Origin of the sequence: Leclercia sp. M50 (assembly GCF_037150775.1) — a bacterium.
Taxonomy (GTDB): domain Bacteria; phylum Pseudomonadota; class Gammaproteobacteria; order Enterobacterales; family Enterobacteriaceae; genus Enterobacter.
Map to the genome: position 1 here is coordinate 66,571 of NZ_JBBCPK010000002.1, position 18,428 is coordinate 84,998.

19 protein-coding genes and 1 tRNA gene are annotated in these 18,428 nt (G+C 54.6%); 9 read left to right on the plus strand and 11 right to left on the minus strand.

All coding sequences use genetic code 11. The annotated features are described in order from the left end of the window. The first annotated feature begins 3 nt into the window (after positions 1-3). From WFM46_RS00770 to WFM46_RS00785, 4 genes are read left to right on the plus strand one after another with little or no spacing between them, the layout of a single operon-like run. On the plus strand, positions 4-792 hold the full coding sequence (locus WFM46_RS00770) for an outer membrane lipoprotein-sorting protein (RefSeq protein WP_180209614.1): 789 nt from the start codon (positions 4-6) through the stop codon (positions 790-792). Continuing rightward, on the plus strand, positions 789-2,177 hold the full coding sequence (locus WFM46_RS00775; protein WP_336996904.1) for a hypothetical protein: 1,389 nt from the start codon (positions 789-791) through the stop codon (positions 2,175-2,177). Before WFM46_RS00770 ends, WFM46_RS00775 begins: the two co-directional genes overlap by 4 nt. A 10-nt stretch (positions 2,178-2,187) precedes the next feature. After that, positions 2,188-3,120 (plus strand): acyltransferase domain-containing protein, encoded by a 933-nt coding sequence (locus WFM46_RS00780; protein WP_180209612.1) that lies wholly within the window; start codon positions 2,188-2,190, stop codon positions 3,118-3,120. 10 nt (positions 3,121-3,130) lie between these two features. Next, the gene (locus WFM46_RS00785; RefSeq protein WP_336996905.1) at positions 3,131-4,132 is read left to right on the plus strand and encodes a hypothetical protein; all 1,002 of its coding nucleotides are present in this window, start codon (positions 3,131-3,133) and stop codon (positions 4,130-4,132) included. Positions 4,133-4,434: 302 nt separating this feature from the next. Here the strand turns inward: WFM46_RS00785 and WFM46_RS00790 are convergent. Together WFM46_RS00790 and WFM46_RS00795 are read right to left on the minus strand one after the other, a co-directional pair. Next, positions 4,435-4,510: transfer RNA gene (locus WFM46_RS00790), tRNA-Phe, on the minus strand. A 95-nt stretch (positions 4,511-4,605) separates the two neighbouring features. Further along, positions 4,606-5,316: a DUF554 domain-containing protein gene (locus tag WFM46_RS00795; RefSeq protein WP_103176940.1), complete on the minus strand. Its 711-nt coding sequence runs from the start codon at positions 5,314-5,316 to the stop codon at positions 4,606-4,608. Between the two features lie 398 nt (positions 5,317-5,714). Between WFM46_RS00795 and WFM46_RS00800 the strand changes: the two genes are divergently transcribed. Then, positions 5,715-7,850, plus strand: a complete 2,136-nt coding sequence (locus WFM46_RS00800) for an ornithine decarboxylase (RefSeq protein WP_156655215.1) — start codon at positions 5,715-5,717, stop codon at positions 7,848-7,850. Between the two features lie 37 nt (positions 7,851-7,887). Here the strand turns inward: WFM46_RS00800 and WFM46_RS00805 are convergent, their stop codons facing one another. From WFM46_RS00805 to mutY, 4 genes are all read right to left on the minus strand, one after another. Beyond that, on the minus strand, positions 7,888-9,144 hold the full coding sequence (locus WFM46_RS00805; RefSeq protein ID WP_103176938.1) for a nucleoside permease: 1,257 nt from the start codon (positions 9,142-9,144) through the stop codon (positions 7,888-7,890). Positions 9,145-9,381: 237 nt separating this feature from the next. After that, positions 9,382-10,461: a membrane-bound lytic murein transglycosylase MltC gene (gene mltC / locus WFM46_RS00810; protein ID WP_103176937.1), complete on the minus strand. Its 1,080-nt coding sequence runs from the start codon at positions 10,459-10,461 to the stop codon at positions 9,382-9,384. A gap of 101 nt (positions 10,462-10,562) precedes the next feature. Next, a complete protein-coding gene (locus WFM46_RS00815) occupies positions 10,563-10,835 on the minus strand; it encodes an oxidative damage protection protein (protein ID WP_103176936.1) in 273 nt (90 codons plus the stop codon). Positions 10,836-10,860: 25 nt separating this feature from the next. Next, positions 10,861-11,913: an A/G-specific adenine glycosylase gene (gene mutY / locus WFM46_RS00820; RefSeq protein WP_103176935.1), complete on the minus strand. Its 1,053-nt coding sequence runs from the start codon at positions 11,911-11,913 to the stop codon at positions 10,861-10,863. A gap of 144 nt (positions 11,914-12,057) precedes the next feature. Here mutY and trmB point away from each other — a divergent pair, with 144 nt between their 5' ends. Genes trmB through WFM46_RS00835 form a run of 3 tightly spaced genes read left to right on the plus strand, consistent with a single transcriptional unit; the run spans position 12,058 to position 13,875 of the window. Continuing rightward, on the plus strand, positions 12,058-12,777 hold the full coding sequence (gene trmB / locus WFM46_RS00825) for a tRNA (guanosine(46)-N7)-methyltransferase TrmB (protein ID WP_103176934.1): 720 nt from the start codon (positions 12,058-12,060) through the stop codon (positions 12,775-12,777). Continuing rightward, complete coding sequence (locus WFM46_RS00830) at positions 12,777-13,103, plus strand: YggL family protein (protein ID WP_180209608.1); 327 nt, start codon at positions 12,777-12,779, stop codon at positions 13,101-13,103. The genes trmB and WFM46_RS00830 overlap by 1 nt, the downstream gene beginning before the upstream one ends. 52 nt (positions 13,104-13,155) lie before the next feature. Further along, positions 13,156-13,875 carry a DUF2884 domain-containing protein gene (locus WFM46_RS00835; RefSeq protein ID WP_103176932.1) on the plus strand — a complete coding sequence of 240 codons (720 nt, stop codon included), beginning with the start codon at positions 13,156-13,158 and terminating at the stop codon, positions 13,873-13,875. A gap of 188 nt (positions 13,876-14,063) precedes the next feature. On the opposite strand, the gene hemW is transcribed toward WFM46_RS00835, so the two are convergent. The 5 genes from hemW to WFM46_RS00860 are packed head-to-tail and all read right to left on the minus strand — an operon-like array spanning position 14,064 to position 17,378. Continuing rightward, positions 14,064-15,206, minus strand: a complete 1,143-nt coding sequence (hemW, locus tag WFM46_RS00840) for a radical SAM family heme chaperone HemW (protein WP_103176931.1) — start codon at positions 15,204-15,206, stop codon at positions 14,064-14,066. After that, a complete protein-coding gene (locus WFM46_RS00845; protein ID WP_103176930.1) occupies positions 15,199-15,792 on the minus strand; it encodes an XTP/dITP diphosphatase in 594 nt (197 codons plus the stop codon). Before WFM46_RS00845 ends, hemW begins: the two co-directional genes overlap by 8 nt. A 3-nt stretch (positions 15,793-15,795) precedes the next feature. Further along, complete coding sequence (gene yggU, locus WFM46_RS00850; protein WP_180209605.1) at positions 15,796-16,092, minus strand: DUF167 family protein YggU; 297 nt, start codon at positions 16,090-16,092, stop codon at positions 15,796-15,798. Then, a complete protein-coding gene (locus WFM46_RS00855; RefSeq protein WP_103176928.1) occupies positions 16,089-16,655 on the minus strand; it encodes a YggT family protein in 567 nt (188 codons plus the stop codon). Before WFM46_RS00855 ends, yggU begins: the two co-directional genes overlap by 4 nt. 21 nt (positions 16,656-16,676) lie before the next feature. Next, complete coding sequence (locus WFM46_RS00860; RefSeq protein WP_180209604.1) at positions 16,677-17,378, minus strand: YggS family pyridoxal phosphate-dependent enzyme; 702 nt, start codon at positions 17,376-17,378, stop codon at positions 16,677-16,679. 17 nt (positions 17,379-17,395) lie between these two features. Here WFM46_RS00860 and WFM46_RS00865 point away from each other — a divergent pair, with 17 nt between their 5' ends. After that, on the plus strand, positions 17,396-18,379 hold the full coding sequence (locus WFM46_RS00865; RefSeq protein ID WP_103176926.1) for a type IV pilus twitching motility protein PilT: 984 nt from the start codon (positions 17,396-17,398) through the stop codon (positions 18,377-18,379). The last annotated feature ends 49 nt before the right edge of the window (positions 18,380-18,428 follow it).

The following is an 18,428-nucleotide window of genomic DNA, read 5'->3' on the forward strand; positions in this document are numbered from 1 at the left end:
GAAATGAACACAGTACTTATCAGGCGAGCACTTTCCGGCTTGTGGCTCTTTTCAGCATGCGTGTTGGCAACATCTGTTGATAACAATGCGCTGGAAATTATTCGTCGGGCTGATGAAGTGCGCTCGCCGAACAAACCTTTTCGCTATACCACCACCATAACGGAATACAAGGATGGCGTAGCAAAGCCGGACGGTAAGCAGGTTCTGGATATTTCTATGCGATTTATGAAGCCTGAAGGCGAAACCAGGGCTGATGCCCGTTCACTGGCGCGCTTCATCTATCCCCCGCGCGATAAAGGAAAGGTACTGCTCTCGGACTGGTATGACTTATGGTTCTATACGCCTGAACTGCGTCGCCCGATCTCCGTTTCGCGCCAGCAAAGGCTGATCGGACAAATTTCCAATGGTGATGTGATTGTCACCAACTTCGAATATGCCTACGACGCCACGCTGTTAGGGCAAGAGCCCTGTGGGGATAAGCGCTGTTATAAGCTCTCCCTGACGCGTAAATCCCCTGAAGTAACCTGGCCAAAGGTGATGTATTACGTCGAGACGGACGGCGACAATCGCCCTTATAAAGCAGCGTATTACTCACTGGATGACAAGTTACTGAAGGAGGTGCTTTACCAGGATTTCCGGATGGTGCTGGGCAAAATGCGGCCGACGAAAATCGTGGTGCAGGAGGCCCGCCACGATAAAAGCTACTCCGTGATGGAGTACAGCGACGTGCGTCTGGAGTCCTTACCGGAGTACTACTTCACCCGGGAATATATTCAGCGAGGGGCAAAATGAGAACCTCTCTGAATATGATACCGCTGCTACTGCTCATGCTGTCATGCGATCTGTGGGCAGACTGTTTGACCGGCGCCGATGTGGCAAAAAGCACGGATGTAACCCTATTCGAACAGGTTTCGTACGTTAACAGGCAGGCTTTAGTCTGGCGGATTAACGGCAAAAACCCCTATACCCAAAACAATACGTTTAACAATCTCGGCCTCAAGCTCAGCGGCGGATGCTCGGTGATTGATAACAAGCTGGCCCTTGATTACACGCTGTATGGATTGACTTACTACTCTGTGCATACTCCCGGCAAATTTGAGGAGGATGATCATCGTTCGCGTGCGCTGATCGATCGGCTCAGTTTCGTTTACACGATCTCCGAAAGCATCCTGTTGGAGGCGGGTAAGCTCATAGCTAAGCCAGGGCTGTTTCTATTACGTTCCCCCTCCGCGCTGCATCGCGCCTATTCGGCAAGTTTTAAGTCCACACGACTCTACGATCCGTCGATGGCTGCGGGATATGAGGAGTCGCCATGGGCGGCCAAACTCTCAGCCGATACCCGCGACTGGTCGCTGTCGCTGACCGTGGTACCAAAGCTGGCGGATATTGACAGACGTTATGAGTCCGCGGGCAACTGGTCTGCGGATCAGCGCAGCAACAGCAGTGAAGAGTACCTGTTGAGCTATACCGACAATCGTTTCGGCGACTATACGCCCACGTTCAACCTGATGCTGGGAGATCGTCATTCGCTGGCGATGGCGAACAGCTATAACTACAGCCCACAGCTGGTGCTTAATGCCGAAGTGGCCTACCACGCCGAACAACAATGGCGGCATCTGTCGGAACAGAACGCTGCGAAAGTAGAGAATTACCAGTTTCCTTCCTCGCTCTATAGCACCAGGCAGAAAGAGGGCGTCGAGCTGGCCGTGGGGGGGCAATATACGTCAGATAATTTCAGCGTGCTCGGCCTGGAATATTATTTTCAGAGCGAGGGATATTCCCGCGCACAGTGGCGTAAACAGACCGATCTCATTTCGTTTCTTAATACGCGCACCGGATACAGCGTTGTGGACCGGGCGTTTGATTCATACAAATACCTGATGGCATCTGAGATCAGTAATACCGGCAGCAAAGGAATGTTGCAAGGCAAGCACTACCTCAATGCCTGGGCCAGCCTGCTGTCAGACGATCAATCCAGGTTGCAGCCCTATCTGACAGTCAACCTGATGGACAGCAGTGCCATGTTAGGTGTGCATTACAGCACGCCGTTAAACAGCATTGATGAAAGGCTTGAAGCCTATACCGGGGTATTTACCTCACAAGGAAGCTCAGACTCTGAATTTGCGCTCTTCGGTGACACGCTGGGCGTTTATTTAGGTTTTAAATATTATTTATAAGGACGAGGTTATGGCGATGAATACTCTTTCACAACCTGTGGTGGCCCTTTTTTCAGGGCAGGGTAATCCGGTTATTGGCATGGGGAGTGACGTGTGGGACAAAAGTGTCGCCACGAAGAATATCTGGGATTGCGCCAGCGATATTTCCGGTATGGATTTGCGTCGCCTCTGCCAGAAGGGCCCGATGAATCGACTGGTGCAAACGACAGTGCAACAGTTGGCCGTAACAGCCATCAACGTGACGCTCTATACCCTGTGCCGTGAGCGATATGAAAATATGCACATTGTCGGCTCCTGTGGCCATAGCGTGGGTGAATACAGTGCCCTGTATGCTGCTGGCACCATTTCGCTGGAAACGCTGTTTCGCACCATTTACTTCCGCGCCAGCACCATGCATGAGGTGAGCACGAAGCACAAAGGCTCCATGCTGGCGCTGAAAGGCGTGGACTATGCCACCCTGAGCGAGATGCTTGCCTCCTCAGGTATCGAACTGGACATTAGCTGTGATAACACGCCCAATCAACAGGTGATCGGCGGAGCGCCTTCTGCGTTAAGCGAATTTGCCAGGGTGCTGGCGGACAATGGTCTCGACCCGGTGAAGCTCGGTGTAAGTGGTGCCTGGCACACCCGGTTGATGTCCGACGGCGTTCAGTTAATGCGCGACTTTTTAGCGACTCAGGAATTCCAGCCTGCGCAGCATGAGGTACTGATGAACGTAACGGCGCAGGCGACCTCCGACCCGGCGCAGATGAAAGAGAACCTCTCCCTGCACTTAACCCATCGGGTCAAGTGGACCGAGAGCATGATGCATTTTTTAAGCGGCCCGGTTGAAACCGTTTTTCTGGAGATTAGCAACAAAGCCTATCTTGGACAGATGCTTAATGATTTTACCGGGTTTGATCCTGAGCGCGTGTTGCATTGCAGAAAAGTTCTGGCACTTTAAGAGTACTGTTATGATTCCCGATTATTTACGGTTTATTCGCTTTCAGGATAGAATGATTCTGCTTTTTATCTATCTGGTCACATGGATCCTGCTGGGTTTTTACTGGAAAAACGCTAATTTTGCCTTTTCCCGTGATGATGTATGGATTGTTAGTGGCATTTTTGCGCTGGTATTCCATAACTTTATTTTTGATCTTAAAGCCTATTGGGCATATAAATGCGTTGTCAAAAATATTGACCTGTCATTCTTTAAAAACAAGACTAATAAGAAGATGGAGATCGTTATGTTTAAGCCTCTTGTGGCTGCTGCGATCTCTTTCTTCATATTTGGCGCATTATCCAGCACTCTTCTTTTGTTAGCTAGCCCAGGCATCGTATTAATAATCCTTGCCCTCTTTGTCCCGCTGATGATCTGGGGAATGTTTGCCATCGTTCGAAATAGCTATGTCAAACAGGTCGCGATTTCATTTGTGGATAAGGTGAGATGGAAGAGTCTCTCTCGTTATATGCTACCGACCATGCTCTTAAGTATCTTGATGAATCTGCTGGTAATTGGTCCGCTGCGCCATAGTCAACAATTTGATTTCTCGGGCGCTTATTTTACCCTTGAAGCCATAATTACAATGTGTGTTATGTGTGCAATCGTTTTTGCGATCAGTCTGCTATCGCTGCTCATTTCAAAAAGATACGTATTTCTGGGGCATCTTTTTTTAAATGAAATTGATCTCAATTTCTCACCCACGATCCCCTGGCGTTCGTTTTATGAGAAACCACACTGGCTACAACTGGTGATGCTGCTGATCGTTGAATCTATTTGGGTGACGGTGGTTGCGCTTCTGTTTACTCTTGCAGAATGGCAGTTTTGGTTTGAGATTTATTTTCTGATCTGCTATTTGCCCTTTTTCATTTATTACATAATGCGTTGTTACTGGAAATGGCATAATGATTTTATTATGTCCTGCGATATGTATATCCGTTGGGGCGAGATCAGTAAGCAAACCCGGCTATGGTAATCAACATTATGCCGTCAGCATCATGCTGGCGGTATATAGCAACGTCTGTTTAAGGTTAAAGATCTTTTAGAAGGGAAGGGGGATAACGCTCCAGGGACCTAAAAGCAAAAACCCGCCTTTTGGGCGGGTTCTTTAAATAGTGGTGCCCGGACTCGGACTAACGCCGGAGGCGTTGAACAGCGCGCTTGCCGCGCTGGCCCCGAAGGGGTGAGCCGCTTGCGGCGAATAATCGAACATCGTTCGATGAAGAGTCCGGCTCTCAGAAAGCAAAAACCCGCCTTTTGGGCGGGTTCTTTAAATAGTGGTGCCCGGACTCGGAATCGAACCAAGGACACGGGGATTTTCAATCCCCTGCTCTACCGACTGAGCTATCCGGGCAACGGGGCGCATTAAACCCGATCTACCCTCTGTCGTCAACGAAATTTGTTGGTTTCGCTACTGACCGCACACTCTGTCGCCACTTTGCTGCATTATCAGGCAAAAAACGCTGTCCACAGGGCAGAGAGCGGCATGGCGATTGCCAGCGCAGGCAGCATATTCACCACTGCAAACATCTTGATACCGCAGATCCGCAGCCCCGTCGCCAGCAGCAGCAGGCCGCCCACGGCGGTAAAGTCAGCCATCATCGCCGGAGTGGTTAGCGGGAGTAGCAGCGTGGCGCAGGTTGCAAGCACGAGCTGGATAAGCAGCATGGGCACAGAGATCGCGGCGACGGCAATCCCCAGCGTGGTTGCAAAGATTGTGGCGGTAAAGAAATCGAGAAAGGCTTTGGCGATGAGGATACTGGGATCGCCGGTCATCCCTTCCTGCATTGAGCCAAATATCCCCGTGCCGCTGGCGCAGAAGAGAATAATGATGGCGACGTAGTTCTGGATAAATGCGTCGTGGCCACCGCCTTTCTGTTTACCCCGTGAGAGTAAATTTTTCGCTTTGCCGACGGCGCTATTAATACCCTTTTCCAGATAACAAAACTCGCCAATCAGCGCCCCAAGCAGGGTCGCCAGCACCATTACCGGCAGGTTGGCGCATTTGATGACCAGCAGAATGCCAATGCCTAACGACGCCAGACCGAAGATTGAGGGCATGGAGGAGCGAATACGCTCCGGTAATCGCTGGCTGAGCATGGCACCCAGTACACCACCGAGCAGCACGGCTCCGGCATTGATAAATGGTCCAATAACCACTATGAACTCCTGTTATTTACTCATTGATATTGCATTATTATTACTCTTTTCAGTGAGTAACCGCCAAAAGTAATGCTATTTTTTGCATAATGATTCCTCCTTGCGCCTCCTGGCGAAAGGTGACATTATTGCGCGAATTTTCTCCTCTCAGATACGGGGCCGCCCATGAACAGACTTTCTCTCGCTGTACGAATGGCTGGCCGTATCCACACCGCTTATTCTACGCTCACCATGCGGTGAGGGTAACGCAGGCTCACTGCAGGACAGCAGTAAAACCAGACGCGCTCTGTTTTTACTGATGTCTGGCGGTCGGAGCTGAACTCCGGTCAGACACATTCGTTGGGCAGGGGGACTCCCTGTCCGGGGCTTTTTCTCGCCTTGCACGGGTATTTGCGCTTATGAAATCAATGAAAATTGCCGTCAGCCGTGAGCTGGCCTCCGCCTTATCCACGCACCGGGAAGTGGTGACGCTGGATAACACCGATTTTACGGATGTGGCGGCAGTCGTCATTACCGTCGCTGAAAGCCACAGCGGCATCCTCGCATTACTGAAACGCACCGGTTTTCATTTACCTGTTTATCTGTTCTCACCAGAGCCGGTAGACGCGCCTGCGGGTGTCGATGCGGTAATCGACGGTAAGGCACAGGAGTGGCTTGAGCTGGAAGCGGCGGCCTGTCGCTATGAAGAGAATCTGTTGCCGCCGTTTTTCGACACCCTTAGTCAGTATGTAGCAATGGATAACAGCACCTTTGCCTGTCCGGGGCACCAGCACGGCGCATTCTTTAAGAAGCATCCCGCCGGCCGCCAGTTTTTCGATTTCTTTGGCGAGAACCTCTTTCGTGCCGATATGTGCAACGCCGACGTCAAGCTCGGCGATCTGCTGATCCATGAAGGGTCTGCCAAACATGCGCAAAAGTTTGCGGCGAAAGTATTCAATGCCGACAAAACCTATTTCGTTCTTAATGGCACTTCAGCCGCCAACAAGGTGGTGACTAACGCGCTGCTGACCCGTGGCGATCTGGTGCTGTTTGACCGCAATAACCATAAATCCAACCATCATGGGGCGCTGATCCAGGCTGGTGCCACGCCGGTTTACCTCGAAGCGGCGCGCAACCCCTTTGGCTTTATTGGCGGCATCGACGATCGCTGTTTTGACGAGGCGTACCTGCGGGAGTTGATCCGTGATGTTGCTCCGGAAAAAGCTCTGGAAGCCCGTCCGTTCCGCCTGGCGGTGATCCAGCTCGGCACCTATGACGGCACCATCTATAACGCCCGTCAGGTGATCGATAAAATCGGCCAGCTGTGCGACTACATCCTCTTCGACTCGGCGTGGGTAGGCTACGAGCAGTTTATCCCGATGATGGCCGACAGCTCGCCGCTGCTGCTGGAGCTAAACGAGAACGATCCGGGGATCTTTGTCACTCAGTCGGTGCACAAACAGCAGGCCGGGTTCTCCCAGACCTCGCAGATCCACAAAAAGGATAACCATATCCGCGGTCAGGCGCGTTTCTGCCCGCATAAGCGCCTGAATAATGCCTTTATGCTGCATGCGTCCACCAGCCCGTTCTATCCGCTGTTTGCGGCCCTTGACGTGAACGCCAAAATCCACGAAGGGGAGAGCGGGCGTCGGCTGTGGGCCGAATGCGTTGAGATGGGCATCGAAGCGCGCAAGGCGATTATCGCCAACTGTAAAATGATTAAGCCGTTTATCCCGCCGGTGGTGGCCGGGCGTCCGTGGCAGGATCATCCTACCCATGCGATTGCCAGCGAGCTGCGTTTCTTCAGCTTTGAACCGGGGGCGAAATGGCACGGCTTTGAGGGGTATGCCGAAGAGCAGTACTTTGTCGACCCGTGCAAGCTGCTGCTGACCACGCCGGGCATCGATGCTGAAAGCGGGGAGTACACCGACTTTGGCATCCCGGCGACCATTCTGGCGCACTACTTGCGCGAGAAAGGCATTGTCCCGGAGAAGTGCGATCTCAACTCCATTCTCTTCCTGCTGACCCCGGCGGAGAGCGCCGAGAAGATGGCGCAGCTGGTGGCGATGCTGGGCCAGTTTGAGCAGCACATTGAAGATGACACCCCGCTGGCGGATGTCCTGCCGACCATCTGGAACAAATATCCGGTGCGCTACCGCGACTACACGCTGCGTCAGCTTTGCCAGGAGATGCACGATCTGTATGTCAGCTTTGACGTGAAGGATCTGCAAAAGGCGATGTTCCGCAAAGAGAGCCTGCCAACCGTGGCGATGAATCCGCAGGATGCTAACCAGGCCTTTATTCGCGGTGACGTGGAGCTGGTGCGCATCAGCGAAGCCGAAGGGCGTATCGCGGCGGAAGGGGCGTTGCCATACCCGCCAGGGGTGCTGTGTGTGGTGCCGGGCGAACTGTGGGGCGGAGCGGTGCAGCGTTACTTCCTGGCGCTGGAAGAGGGCGTCAACCTGTTACCCGGTTTTTCTCCGGAACTGCAGGGCGTTTACAGCGAAAAGGATGCGGACGGGATCAAGCGTTTGTACGGGTATGTTCTGAAGTAAAAAAAATCCCCCTCCGCAGGGAGGGGGATTTCACAGATTAATGTGCGACGGTCTGCACACCTGTTGGGGTACGAACATGTTTGTACTTGAACAGCACCATGAACGCGAAGGCCAGTACCAGCGAGTAGCCTGCAAAGATCAGCCATACCGGCTGCCAGTCGGTAATACCGTTGGTGGTATACATCTCCACAACCTTACCGCTCACCACGCCGCCGAGAATACAGCCGAAGCCGTTGGTCATCATCAGGAACATGCCCTGGGCGCTGGCGCGAATTTCCGGACGTACCTCTTTCTCCACAAAGACGGAACCGGAGATGTTGAAGAAGTCGAAGGCGCAGCCGTAGACAATCATCGACAGCACCAGCAGCACGGTACCGAAGGCTGACGGGTCGCCGTAGGCGAACAGACCAAAGCGCAGCATCCACGCGAAGATACTGATCATCATGACGTTCTTGATGCCGTAGCGGCTCAGGAAGAACGGGATGGTCAGAATGAACAGCGTTTCGGAGATCTGCGAAATGGACATCATCACCGAGGCATGTTCAACGATAAAGCTCCCGGAGAACATCGGGTCGTTATCGAAGCTGTGCAGGAAGGTGTTGCCGAACATGTTAGTGATCTGCAGCTCCGCGCCCAGCAGCATGGAGAAGATGAAGAAGATCGCCATGCGTTTGTTTTTAAACAGCGCGAACGCGTCCAGGCCAAGCATGGAGCTCCAGCTCTGGTTTGTCTGCTGGTTAGAGACCGGAATGTGGGGCAGGGTCAGGGTGAACAGCACCAGCACGATGGAGAGCGCCGCGCCGATATAGAGCTGCATATGGCTCAGCTCAAAGCCGGAGAAGCTCACCGCCCACATCGCCATGATAAAGCCGATGGTGCCCCAGATACGGATCGGCGGGAAGTCGGTCACGATGTCCAGACCTGCCGTTTTCAGGCGATAGTAGGAGATGGTGTTCACAAGCCCAAGCGTTGGCATATAGGCCAGCGAGTTAAGCAGGATCACCACAAACATTGCCCCCGGCGTGGTTACGCCCGCGGCCATAAACAGCGTGGCCGCCCCCACCAGGTGGCAGAAGGCGTAAAGCCATTTCGCGCTGATCCATTTGTCCGCCACGATCCCGAGCAGGGTCGGCATAAATACCGCGGCAATGCCCAGCGAGCTATAGACCGCGCCGATGGAAGCACCATCGAATTTCAGGGTGACAAACATGTAGGAGCCGAGCGTGGTTAGCCAGCTCCCCCACAGACAGAACTGCAGAAACGACAAGATTTTAAGCTGCAGCTTAAGGTTCATGTTACTTTCCTCACAAAGAGAGCGGGCTGTATGTTGGTGTAGAAACATTTGGGTTTTGGATTTGATGCAATTCTATCAGCGAATGGCGTGATGTTTTGTTACCTCCCGCAAAAAAATGCAATCAACATTAATTTGCAGTTTGGATTGTGATGCAAATAACAATTTCCTATGGGTAAGGCGGGCGGGGATCGATGGACTCTTTACCCTCCCCACGCAGGAGAGGGTAAAAAATTTACACTACTTTCTACGATAGCTCTTCTGAGCCGTATTGACCTTGTAGAGGTAGCGGCGGGACTCGGCGGAAGGGTGACGGCTGGTGAGGGTCTGGTATACATCCCCCGGTGACATACTGTTGATAATGTTTGCCGCCTGGATTTTATCGCTGGAGAAGACGCGCAGCACGCTGCCTGCGCCGCCATTGTAGGCGGTGATCACCGCGTAGCGGCGAGAGGTCGGGTTATCGATGCCGCTCAGGTAGACGTTGTTCAGCATCGCCAGGTAGGCGGTACCGGTGTCGATATTGCTGGCAGGATCAAACAGGTAACTGCGGCTTGGCATACCCGATCTTCCCTGCGAGCGGAACACATCTTTCCCGGCGCTGTGCTGCACAACCTGCATCAGGCCCAGCGCGTCGGAACGGCTCACCGCGTAGGGGTTGAACGAGGATTCGGTCTGCATAATCGCCAGGATCAGCGACTCATCGACACCATATTTACGCGACGCCTGGCGTACCATCCCGACATATTTATGTGCACGTTTATCGAGGTGGTTTGGCACCAGGTTAATGGTCACGCTGTAGATAACGCGCAGGCCATTGCTGCGGCTTTTCAGGCGCGTCTGCAACAGGTAGTTAGCAAAATTATTAGCACGGCCTTCCCAGCGAATGGACTGGCCGGTTTGATCCACCACCTGGCCATAGAGGAACGGCTCTTTGGAGATGGTGATGTCGTCAGCATCGGAGTAGAGGTCGATAGAGCCCGGATCGTCACCCATCAGCAAGGTTTTCACGATCGCCTCGCGCAAACGCGCCGCAGGATCGGTTCCGGCGATGGTCTCGACGGTAATAGTACCTTCGTCAAAGTTGATGTGGCTGCGGGTCTGGTAAGCGTCGGTATACTTAACGTAGTCCTTTGGTCCTGCGATCAGAACCTCGTTAAATCCCCAGATATTTTCGATGTTATGGGCGAATTGCCCCATCAGAATGTCAAAACCGTTGGTGTCCTTTACCCAGGCTTCGTTATAGCTATCGCCTTTCTTACTGGAGGAACACGAAACAAGTAACGGTGCAACAAGAGCAAGCGCTAAAAATTTTTTCATCATTCCAGGAGTGCGTGTTGTGTTGGTTCTGGGGCTCTTTTCGCCGGGGGCGCTACGCTTACCCGGCCTACAAACCGTAGACCAGGCAAGGCGGCACGATATTATTTTTCTGGTGGCGTATAGCCTTCGATGTGAACGTCTTTGCCTTCAAACAGGAAATTGACCATCTCCTCTTCAAGCTGTTTGCGGTGTTCAACGTTCATCATGTTGAGCTTGCGCTCGTTAATCAGCATGGTTTGCTTGTGTTGCCACTGCGCCCACGCCTCTTTCGAAATTTCGTTATAGATGCGCTTACCCAGATCGCCCGGATAGAGCTGGAAGTCCTGGCCTTCTGCTTCACGCTGCAGGAAGGTGCAAAAAATTGTTCTGGCCATACTGATTCCTCTTTGTCGCCCGGAGCTAAACCGTTGCTCCGACACGTAATTGCTGTAACAGGCGCTCTACGGGAGCCGCGAGCCCCACTGACGGCGGTTGCGCTAAGTTATACCAGAGAGCGGTGCCTTCATCCATGCACGCCGTGAATGAGGACACGGGAAGCCACATTGGAACAATATCCAGATGGAAGTGGCTGAAGGTATGGCGAAACGCGGTGAGCTGCACAAGAGTATCGGCAGGGATGCCGCGTTGCGCCAGCCAGTCGCGAAGATGCTCTTCATCCTCAAACTGCGGGAAGCAGAAGAGACCGCCCCATAAACCGCTTGGCGGACGCTGGGCGAGCCAGACGGTCTCCTCGTGCTGCATCAGCAGAAAATAGCCGGTACGCTCTGGTAAGGTCTGCTTCGGCTTTTTACCGGGATAGTGCGCCCACGACTGGTTAGCATAGGCCACGCAGAGATTATTCAGCGGGCACAGTTCGCATTTCGGTTTCGAGCGGGTGCAGACCATTGCCCCTAAATCCATCATCGCCTGGTTAAAGCGTTCAACACCCTGAGCGGGAGTGACCGCTTCACTGATCTCCCAGAGGCGTTTCTCCACCTCTTTCTTGCCCGGCCAGCCACCGACGGCGTAGCAGCGCGCCAGCACGCGTTTAACGTTGCCGTCGAGAATCGGGAAATGTTTGCCCAGCGAGAGAGAAAGGATGGCCCCGGCGGTGGAGCGCCCCACGCCCGGCAGGGCGGCCACTTCATCGAAGGTTTCCGGGAAGGTGCCACCGTGCAGCGAAACCACCTGCTGGGCGGCTTTATGCAGGTTGCGGGCGCGGGCGTAATAGCCGAGCCCGGTCCACAGATGCAGCACTTCATCCAGCGGGGCGTTAGCCAGATCGGTCACCGTTGGAAAACGCGCCATAAAGCGCTCAAAGTAAGGGATAACCGTCGCGACCTGCGTTTGTTGCAACATCACCTCTGAGAGCCATACTTTGTACGGTGTTTTTTCAATTTGCCAGGGCAGGGTTTTACGCCCGTATTTGTCATACCAGTCCAGCACCTGGGCTGAAAATTGAGAGGCTTGCATGGTCTTCGCTTTGCGGTATCAGGGAGGCAGATTGCAGCACAGAGGCATGCGGCTGTAAACCGGATCTTTCCCATGCTTGCATCCGGTCATTAACTTTGGATAATGCCCGTTTCCCGAACATTCTCACAAGCAGACTACTCTTTTATGAAAAACGACGTCATATCACCGGAATTTGATGAAAACGGTCGCCCGCTGCGCCGTATTCGCAGCTTTGTCCGCCGTCAGGGGCGCCTGACCAAAGGGCAGCAGCACGCGCTGGATAACTACTGGCCGGTGATGGGCGTTGAGTTCACCGAACAGCCGCTCGACTTTGTGGCGCTGTTTGGCCGCGACGCGCCAATTACACTTGAGATCGGTTTTGGCATGGGCGCTTCGCTGGTGACCATGGCAAAAGCACGCCCGGAGCAGAACTTCCTCGGCATTGAAGTGCACTCCCCGGGCGTCGGTGCGTGTCTGGCGACCGCCCACGAAGAGGGCGTCGAGAACCTGCGCGTGATGTGTCACGACGCGGTAGAAGTGCTGCACAAGATGATCCCTGACAATTCTCTGAGCATGGTTCAGCTCTTTTTCCCTGACCCGTGGCACAAAGCACGTCATAATAAACGCCGTATCGTTCAGGCGCCGTTTGCTGAGCTTCTCAGAAGCAAACTGAAGCTGGGTGGTGTTTTCCATATGGCAACCGACTGGGAACAGTATGCGGAACATATGCTGGAGGTGATGTCGGCGCTGGACGGGTATAAAAACCAGTCTGCGAGCAATGACTATGTACCGCGTCCTGAATCGCGTCCGGTAACCAAATTTGAACAGCGTGGCCATCGTCTTGGTCACGGCGTATGGGACTTAATGTTCGAGAGGGTAAAATAATGGCAAAGAACCGTAGCCGTCGTCTGCGTAAGAAAATGCACATCGAGGAGTTCCAGGAGGTGGGTTTTTCGGTTGCATGGCGTTTCCCGGAAGGCACCAGCGTAGAAAAAATTGATGAAGATGTCGACGCTTTCATCAATGAAGTCATCGAGCCGAACAAGCTGGCGTTTGACGGCAGCGGCTACCTGGCGTGGGAAGGTTTGATCTGCAAACAAGAGATCGGCAAGTGTAGCGAAGAAGATCAGGCCATGGTGCGTAAGTGGCTGGAAGACCACAAATTCGAAGAGGTGCGCATCAGCGAACTTTTCGACATTTGGTGGGACTAATAGAGCATCAGGGGCCAGCAATTGCTGGCCCATTTTGTATGAGGGAGAATATATGATGCGCAAAACGCTGCTCGCCGCGGCCTTAATGACCACGGCACTCACCGCTCACGCAGAGTACAAATGTGAAGTCACGCCGCGTGACGATGTGATCCTGAGTCCCCAAACCGTGCAGGTAAAAGGTGAGAACGGCAATCTGGTGATCACTCCGGATGGCAACGTCATGTTTAACGGCAAGCAGTACACGCTGAGCGCAGCCCAACGTGAACAGGCAAAAGATTACCAGGCCGATCTGCGCAGCGCGCTGCCGTGGATCGACGAAGGCGCACAGACCCGCGTGGAAAAAGGCCGTGTCGCGCTGGATAAGATCATCGCGAAAGAGGTAGGTGAGAGCAGCAACATGCGCTCGCGGCTCACCAAACTGGACGCGCAGTTAAAAGAGCAGATGAACCGCATTATTGAGCATCGCACCGATGGCCTGACGTTCCACTATAAAGCGATCGATCAGGTGCGTGCCGACGGTCAGCAGCTGGTGAACCAGGCGATGGGCGGCATTCTGCAGGACAGCATTAACGAAATGGGCGCCAAAGCGGTACTGAAAGGCGGCGGCAACCCGCTGCAGGGTGTACTGGGTAGCCTGGGCGGCCTGCAAACCGCCATTCAGAACGAGTGGAAAAACCAGGAAGCGGATTTCCAGAGCTTTGGCAAAGATGTGTGTAAGCGTGTTGTCTCGCTGGAAGAGAGCCGAAAGGCGCTGGTGGGGACGTTGAAGTAGTTTAGTGCGTTCTGGGCCCCTCACCTTAACCCTCTCCCTTTCAGGATGAGGGTTGGGGCGAGGGGAGACGTCTCTATGGTCCGCTCACGGCGAAGCTGTTTCGCATAAGAACCAGTAAGTTCCCTCCCCGCACTCTGCCCGCTTTTCCCTTAACCAGCAGAGGGGGAGGCAAAACCCTGAAGCCTGCTTCAGGACGCTTCGGCGAGGAATAGCTCAAGAAGGGAGTTTAAGAACAGTTTGCCATGCTCGGTTATCTGCCAGTAATCAGCGCATTCGATCAGATACCCCTGCGCCAGCGCTTCGTCAATCTGCGGACGAATGACCGACTCCGGCAACCCGGTATACAACGTAAACTCCTTGCGCGGTGCGGGTTCCAGCAGGCGGAAGCGGTTCATAAAGAACTCAAACGGCTTATCGTCGGCTTCAACATCATGGCTGCGCTCAAGATAGCGTCCTTCCATATAGCCACGCGGATGGCGCGTTTTAGCCGTGCGCAGAATCCGTCCGTCCGGGAAGGTCACTTTGCCGTGGGCGCCACAGCCAATGCCCAGGTAGTCGCCAAAACGCCAGTAATTCAGGTTGTGCTGACACTGGTAGCCAGGCTTCGCGTAGGCCGAGGTTTCGTACTGCTGATACCCGGCGGCGGTTAAAAGCTTGTGGCCCTGCTCGAAAATATCCCACAGCGCGTCATCATCAGGCAGTACCGGCGGGCGTGAACCAAACAGCGTGTTTGGCTCAATGGTCAGCTGATACCAGGAGAGGTGCGGCGGGTTCAGCTCAATGGCCTGACGCAGATCGTCCAGCGCTTCCTCCAGGGACTGATCCGGCAGGCCGTGCATCAGGTCGAGGTTAAAGCTGCGCAATCCCAGCCCGGTCGCCAGGTGAGCGGCACGTTTCGCCTCATCCGGGCCATGAATGCGCCCCAGACGCGTTAACTTCGGCGCGCTAAAGCTCTGCACGCCAATAGAGATACGGTTCACCCCGGCGCGCTGATACTCCACAAAACGGTCGGCCTCAACGGTACCTGGGTTGGCCTCCATGGTAATCTCTGCATCCGCTGCCAGATTAAGGCGCGCTCGCACGCCATCCAGCAGCGTTTGCATCGCCGGCCCTGAGAGCAGGCTCGGCGTACCGCCACCGATAAAAATGGTCTTTACTTCACGTCCCTGCGCGTAAGGTACGTCGGCGTCCAGATCGGCAAGCAGATGCTGAACGTAATCGTCATGGGGCACTTCGCCTTTTAGCGCATGCGAGTTGAAATCGCAGTACGGGCATTTCTGCACGCACCACGGGATGTGAATATAAAGACTCAATGGTGGCAAATTAGCCATTACGTAATGCTTCCAGTAACAGTTTCAGGGCGCGTCCACGATGGGAAATCGCGCTTTTTTCTTCGCGGGTCAGTTCCGCAGCGGTTTTGCCCTCGCTCGGGACAAAGAAGATCGGATCGTAGCCAAAGCCGCCATTGCCTGCCGCCTCGCGGGCGATCACGCCCGGCCAGCTGCCGTGGCAGACCAGCGGCGTTGGGTCTTCAGCGTGGCGCATATAGACCAGCACGCAGTGGAACTGCGCCTTGCGCTGCTCATCCGGCACATCCTTGAGCGTTTCCAGCAGCTTTTCGAGATTCTGCTGATCGCTGGCATCGACGCCAGAATAGCGGGCGGAGTAAATTCCTGGCGCGCCGCCAAGGGCATCTACCGCCAGGCCAGAGTCATCGGCAATGGCCGGTAAGCCGGTGACCTGTGCAGCATGGCGCGCCTTCAGAATGGCATTTTCAATAAAGGTCAGGCCGGTCTCTTCTGCAGAGTCCACCCCCAGTTCGGTCTGGGCAACCACATCCAGACCAAAATCATTTAACAGCGAGGCCAGCTCGCGCACTTTACCGGCGTTACCGGTAGCGAGAACAACTTTTTGCATCTGTTAATCCTGTTGTATCAGTGCCGCGACTTCCGTCGGGATTTGTTGCGGATGAAGAATTTTGACCTGCTTGTGACGGCCCAGTTCACCTTTCTCGATCAGCACCTGGCTTTTCGCAACGCGAAACTGCTTCGCCAGATACTTCACCAGATGGGCATTGGCCTGGCCGTCCACAGGAGGGGCGGTGATGGCGACTTTTACTTCGTCGCCATGCAGCCCGATAATCGTATCGCGACTGGCTTTCGGCTGAATGTATAGCCGTAAAACCAGCCCATCGGCGCAGGTGCTGACAGCACTCATAACGCCATCCACAGCCCCGGCAGTAGCATATTGCCTGTGGACTGCAGCAGTTCAGCGATACCCATGTTGATCACGTACAGCAGCAGTACGAGGATCATTGGAGAGAAGTCGATCCCGCCCATGGCCGGCAGCAGATTACGAATCGGGCGCAGCAGCGGGTCGGCAAGCTGAATCAGGACATACTCCACCGGGCTACGGCCCTGGCTTACCCAGCTCATGATCGCCATCAGCAGCAGAACCCAGAAAATCAGCAGGCCGATCGTTTTTATCAGGATCAACACCGCCGCGATCCAGATGATCGGCTGGAAGGTGATGACCATAAACAGCACGATCGCTTTCACCACGCACAGGATCAGCGCAACCAGCAGGGAGGCGCTGTCAATCGGGCCCATTGGCGGGATCACCCGGCGCAGCGGTCCGACAATCGGTTGGGTCACTTTCACGACAAACTGTGAGAAGGGGTTGTAAAAATCACAACGGGCCCACTGCATCCAGACGCGTAACAAAAGCACCATCGTATACAGTTCAATGACCGTTGAGAGCAGGAAGGTCAACGTCTTCATGGCGTTCCTCAGGTTTCCTTATTATTGGGTGTAATCGCGCGCGCCGAAAATTGCTGTCCCGATGCGCACCATGGTGCTGCCAGCCGCAATCGCGGCGGCCATATCGTCCGTCATGCCCAGTGAAAGCGTGTCGACCGTTGGGTAGCGCGTTTTAAGCGCCTCAAATGCTACAGCCATTTGCCGGGCTACGGCAAACTGCCTGTCGTAATCTGTTTCAGGGGCCGGGATCGCCATTAACCCGCGCAGGCGAAGGCCGGGCAGAGCGGCAACCTGTTCCGCCAGCAGATCCAGGGCATCCAGCGCAATGCCGGATTTACTGTTCTCATCGCTAATGTTGATTTGGATCAGCACGTTAAGCGGCGGCATCTCTGCCGGGCGCTGCTCGCTCAGACGGGTGGCGATGCGCAGACGATCGACGGTATGACACCAGTCGAAATGCTCCGCCACCAGCCGGCTTTTGTTCGACTGTAGTGGTCCGATAAAGTGCCACTGCAGATCCGCGGTGCCCTTTTCCCGGAAATGGCGGATTTTTTCCACCCCTTCCTGCACGTAGTTTTCACCGAACATGCGCTGGCCTGCATCAATAGCTTCTGCGATGGCGCTCGCAGGCTTGGTTTTACTGACTGCAAGCAACGTAACTTCTTCTGAAGCACGGCCGCAACCTGTTGCCGCGGCTGAGATTTTGTCCCTGACCTGTGCCAGGTTATGCGCAATGTCGTTCATTTTCCGGGGATCATTAAATGGATATGGAAGAAATTGTGGCCCTTAGTGTAAAGCATAATGTGTCGGATCTACACCTGTGCAGTAACGCACCACCTCGCTGGCGGCGGCGAGGGAAAATGGAATTTGCTCCCTTTCCGGGGCCGGAGGTCGCGATGCTGCTGAAAAGCTGGCTTAGCGACGAGCAGCAGGGTGCATGGTGTGCCCAGGGGCAGGTGGATTTTGCCGTTACGCTTGCGAGCAGGCAGCGGCTGCGGGCCAGCGCCTTTGCGCATATGCAGGGGTGTTCTCTGGTGCTCCGCCTGCTTCCAGACGCGTGCCCGCAGTTGCGCACCCTGGGAGCGCCGCGGGCGATACCCGAACTGCTGGCGCACGATAACGGTCTGATACTGGTGACCGGGGCGACAGGCAGCGGTAAATCCACCACCCTTGCGGCAATGGTCGATTTTCTCAATCACCATAGCGACGGGCATATCCTGACGCTCGAAGATCCGGTGGAATTTATCCATCAAAGCAAGCGTTGCTTGGTTCAGCAGCGGGAGATTGGCCTGCATTGCCTCTCCTTTGCCGACGCGCTGCGGGCTGCATTACGTGAAGATCCTGATGTGATCCTGCTGGGCGAACTGCGTGACAGCGAGACGATACGCCTTGCGCTTACCGCCGCAGAGACCGGGCATCTGGTGCTGGCGACGCTCCATACCCGGGGCGCCGCCCAGGCAGTGGAGAGGCTGGTGGATGCCTTCCCCGCGCAGGAAAAAGAGCCGGTACGGAAACAGCTGGCAGGCAGCCTGCGCGCCGTGCTGGCGCAAAAACTCGAAAGGGATAATCAGCAGGGGCGCGTCGCGCTGTTCGAATTACTGGTTAATACCCCTGCGGCAGCCAATTTAATCCGCGAAGGAAAAACCTGGCAACTGCCCGGCGTGATCCAGACCGGGCAGCAGGCTGGCATGCAAAACTTCGAGCAGAGCCTGGCTGAGCGCAGGGCGCAGGGGCGATTGTCATGAGCCTGTGCCAGCAGAGAATGCCTCTCATGGCCTTGTTTCCTGCGGTACG

Excerpts from the sequence above, each read along its gene's own strand:
- hemW (WP_103176931.1), bottom strand. The coding sequence starts at position 15,206 with ATGGCTAATTTGCCACCATTGAGTCTTTATATTCACATCCCGTGGTGC.
- mutY (WP_103176935.1), bottom strand. The coding sequence starts at position 11,913 with ATGCAAGCCTCTCAATTTTCAGCCCAGGTGCTGGACTGGTATGACAAA.
- WFM46_RS00845 (WP_103176930.1), bottom strand. The coding sequence starts at position 15,792 with ATGCAAAAAGTTGTTCTCGCTACCGGTAACGCCGGTAAAGTGCGCGAG.
- WFM46_RS00780 (WP_180209612.1), top strand. The coding sequence starts at position 2,188 with ATGGCGATGAATACTCTTTCACAACCTGTGGTGGCCCTTTTTTCAGGG.
- WFM46_RS00815 (WP_103176936.1), bottom strand. The coding sequence starts at position 10,835 with ATGGCCAGAACAATTTTTTGCACCTTCCTGCAGCGTGAAGCAGAAGGC.
- WFM46_RS00770 (WP_180209614.1), top strand. The coding sequence starts at position 4 with ATGAACACAGTACTTATCAGGCGAGCACTTTCCGGCTTGTGGCTCTTT.
- mltC (WP_103176937.1), bottom strand. The coding sequence starts at position 10,461 with ATGAAAAAATTTTTAGCGCTTGCTCTTGTTGCACCGTTACTTGTTTCG.
- WFM46_RS00830 (WP_180209608.1), top strand. The coding sequence starts at position 12,777 with ATGGCAAAGAACCGTAGCCGTCGTCTGCGTAAGAAAATGCACATCGAG.
- WFM46_RS00865 (WP_103176926.1), top strand. The coding sequence starts at position 17,396 with ATGGATATGGAAGAAATTGTGGCCCTTAGTGTAAAGCATAATGTGTCG.
- trmB (WP_103176934.1), top strand. The coding sequence starts at position 12,058 with ATGAAAAACGACGTCATATCACCGGAATTTGATGAAAACGGTCGCCCG.
- WFM46_RS00800 (WP_156655215.1), top strand. The coding sequence starts at position 5,715 with ATGAAATCAATGAAAATTGCCGTCAGCCGTGAGCTGGCCTCCGCCTTA.
- WFM46_RS00855 (WP_103176928.1), bottom strand. The coding sequence starts at position 16,655 with ATGAAGACGTTGACCTTCCTGCTCTCAACGGTCATTGAACTGTATACG.
- WFM46_RS00785 (WP_336996905.1), top strand. The coding sequence starts at position 3,131 with ATGATTCCCGATTATTTACGGTTTATTCGCTTTCAGGATAGAATGATT.
- WFM46_RS00860 (WP_180209604.1), bottom strand. The coding sequence starts at position 17,378 with ATGAACGACATTGCGCATAACCTGGCACAGGTCAGGGACAAAATCTCA.
- WFM46_RS00775 (WP_336996904.1), top strand. The coding sequence starts at position 789 with ATGAGAACCTCTCTGAATATGATACCGCTGCTACTGCTCATGCTGTCA.
- yggU (WP_180209605.1), bottom strand. The coding sequence starts at position 16,092 with ATGAGTGCTGTCAGCACCTGCGCCGATGGGCTGGTTTTACGGCTATAC.
- WFM46_RS00835 (WP_103176932.1), top strand. The coding sequence starts at position 13,156 with ATGATGCGCAAAACGCTGCTCGCCGCGGCCTTAATGACCACGGCACTC.
- WFM46_RS00805 (WP_103176938.1), bottom strand. The coding sequence starts at position 9,144 with ATGAACCTTAAGCTGCAGCTTAAAATCTTGTCGTTTCTGCAGTTCTGT.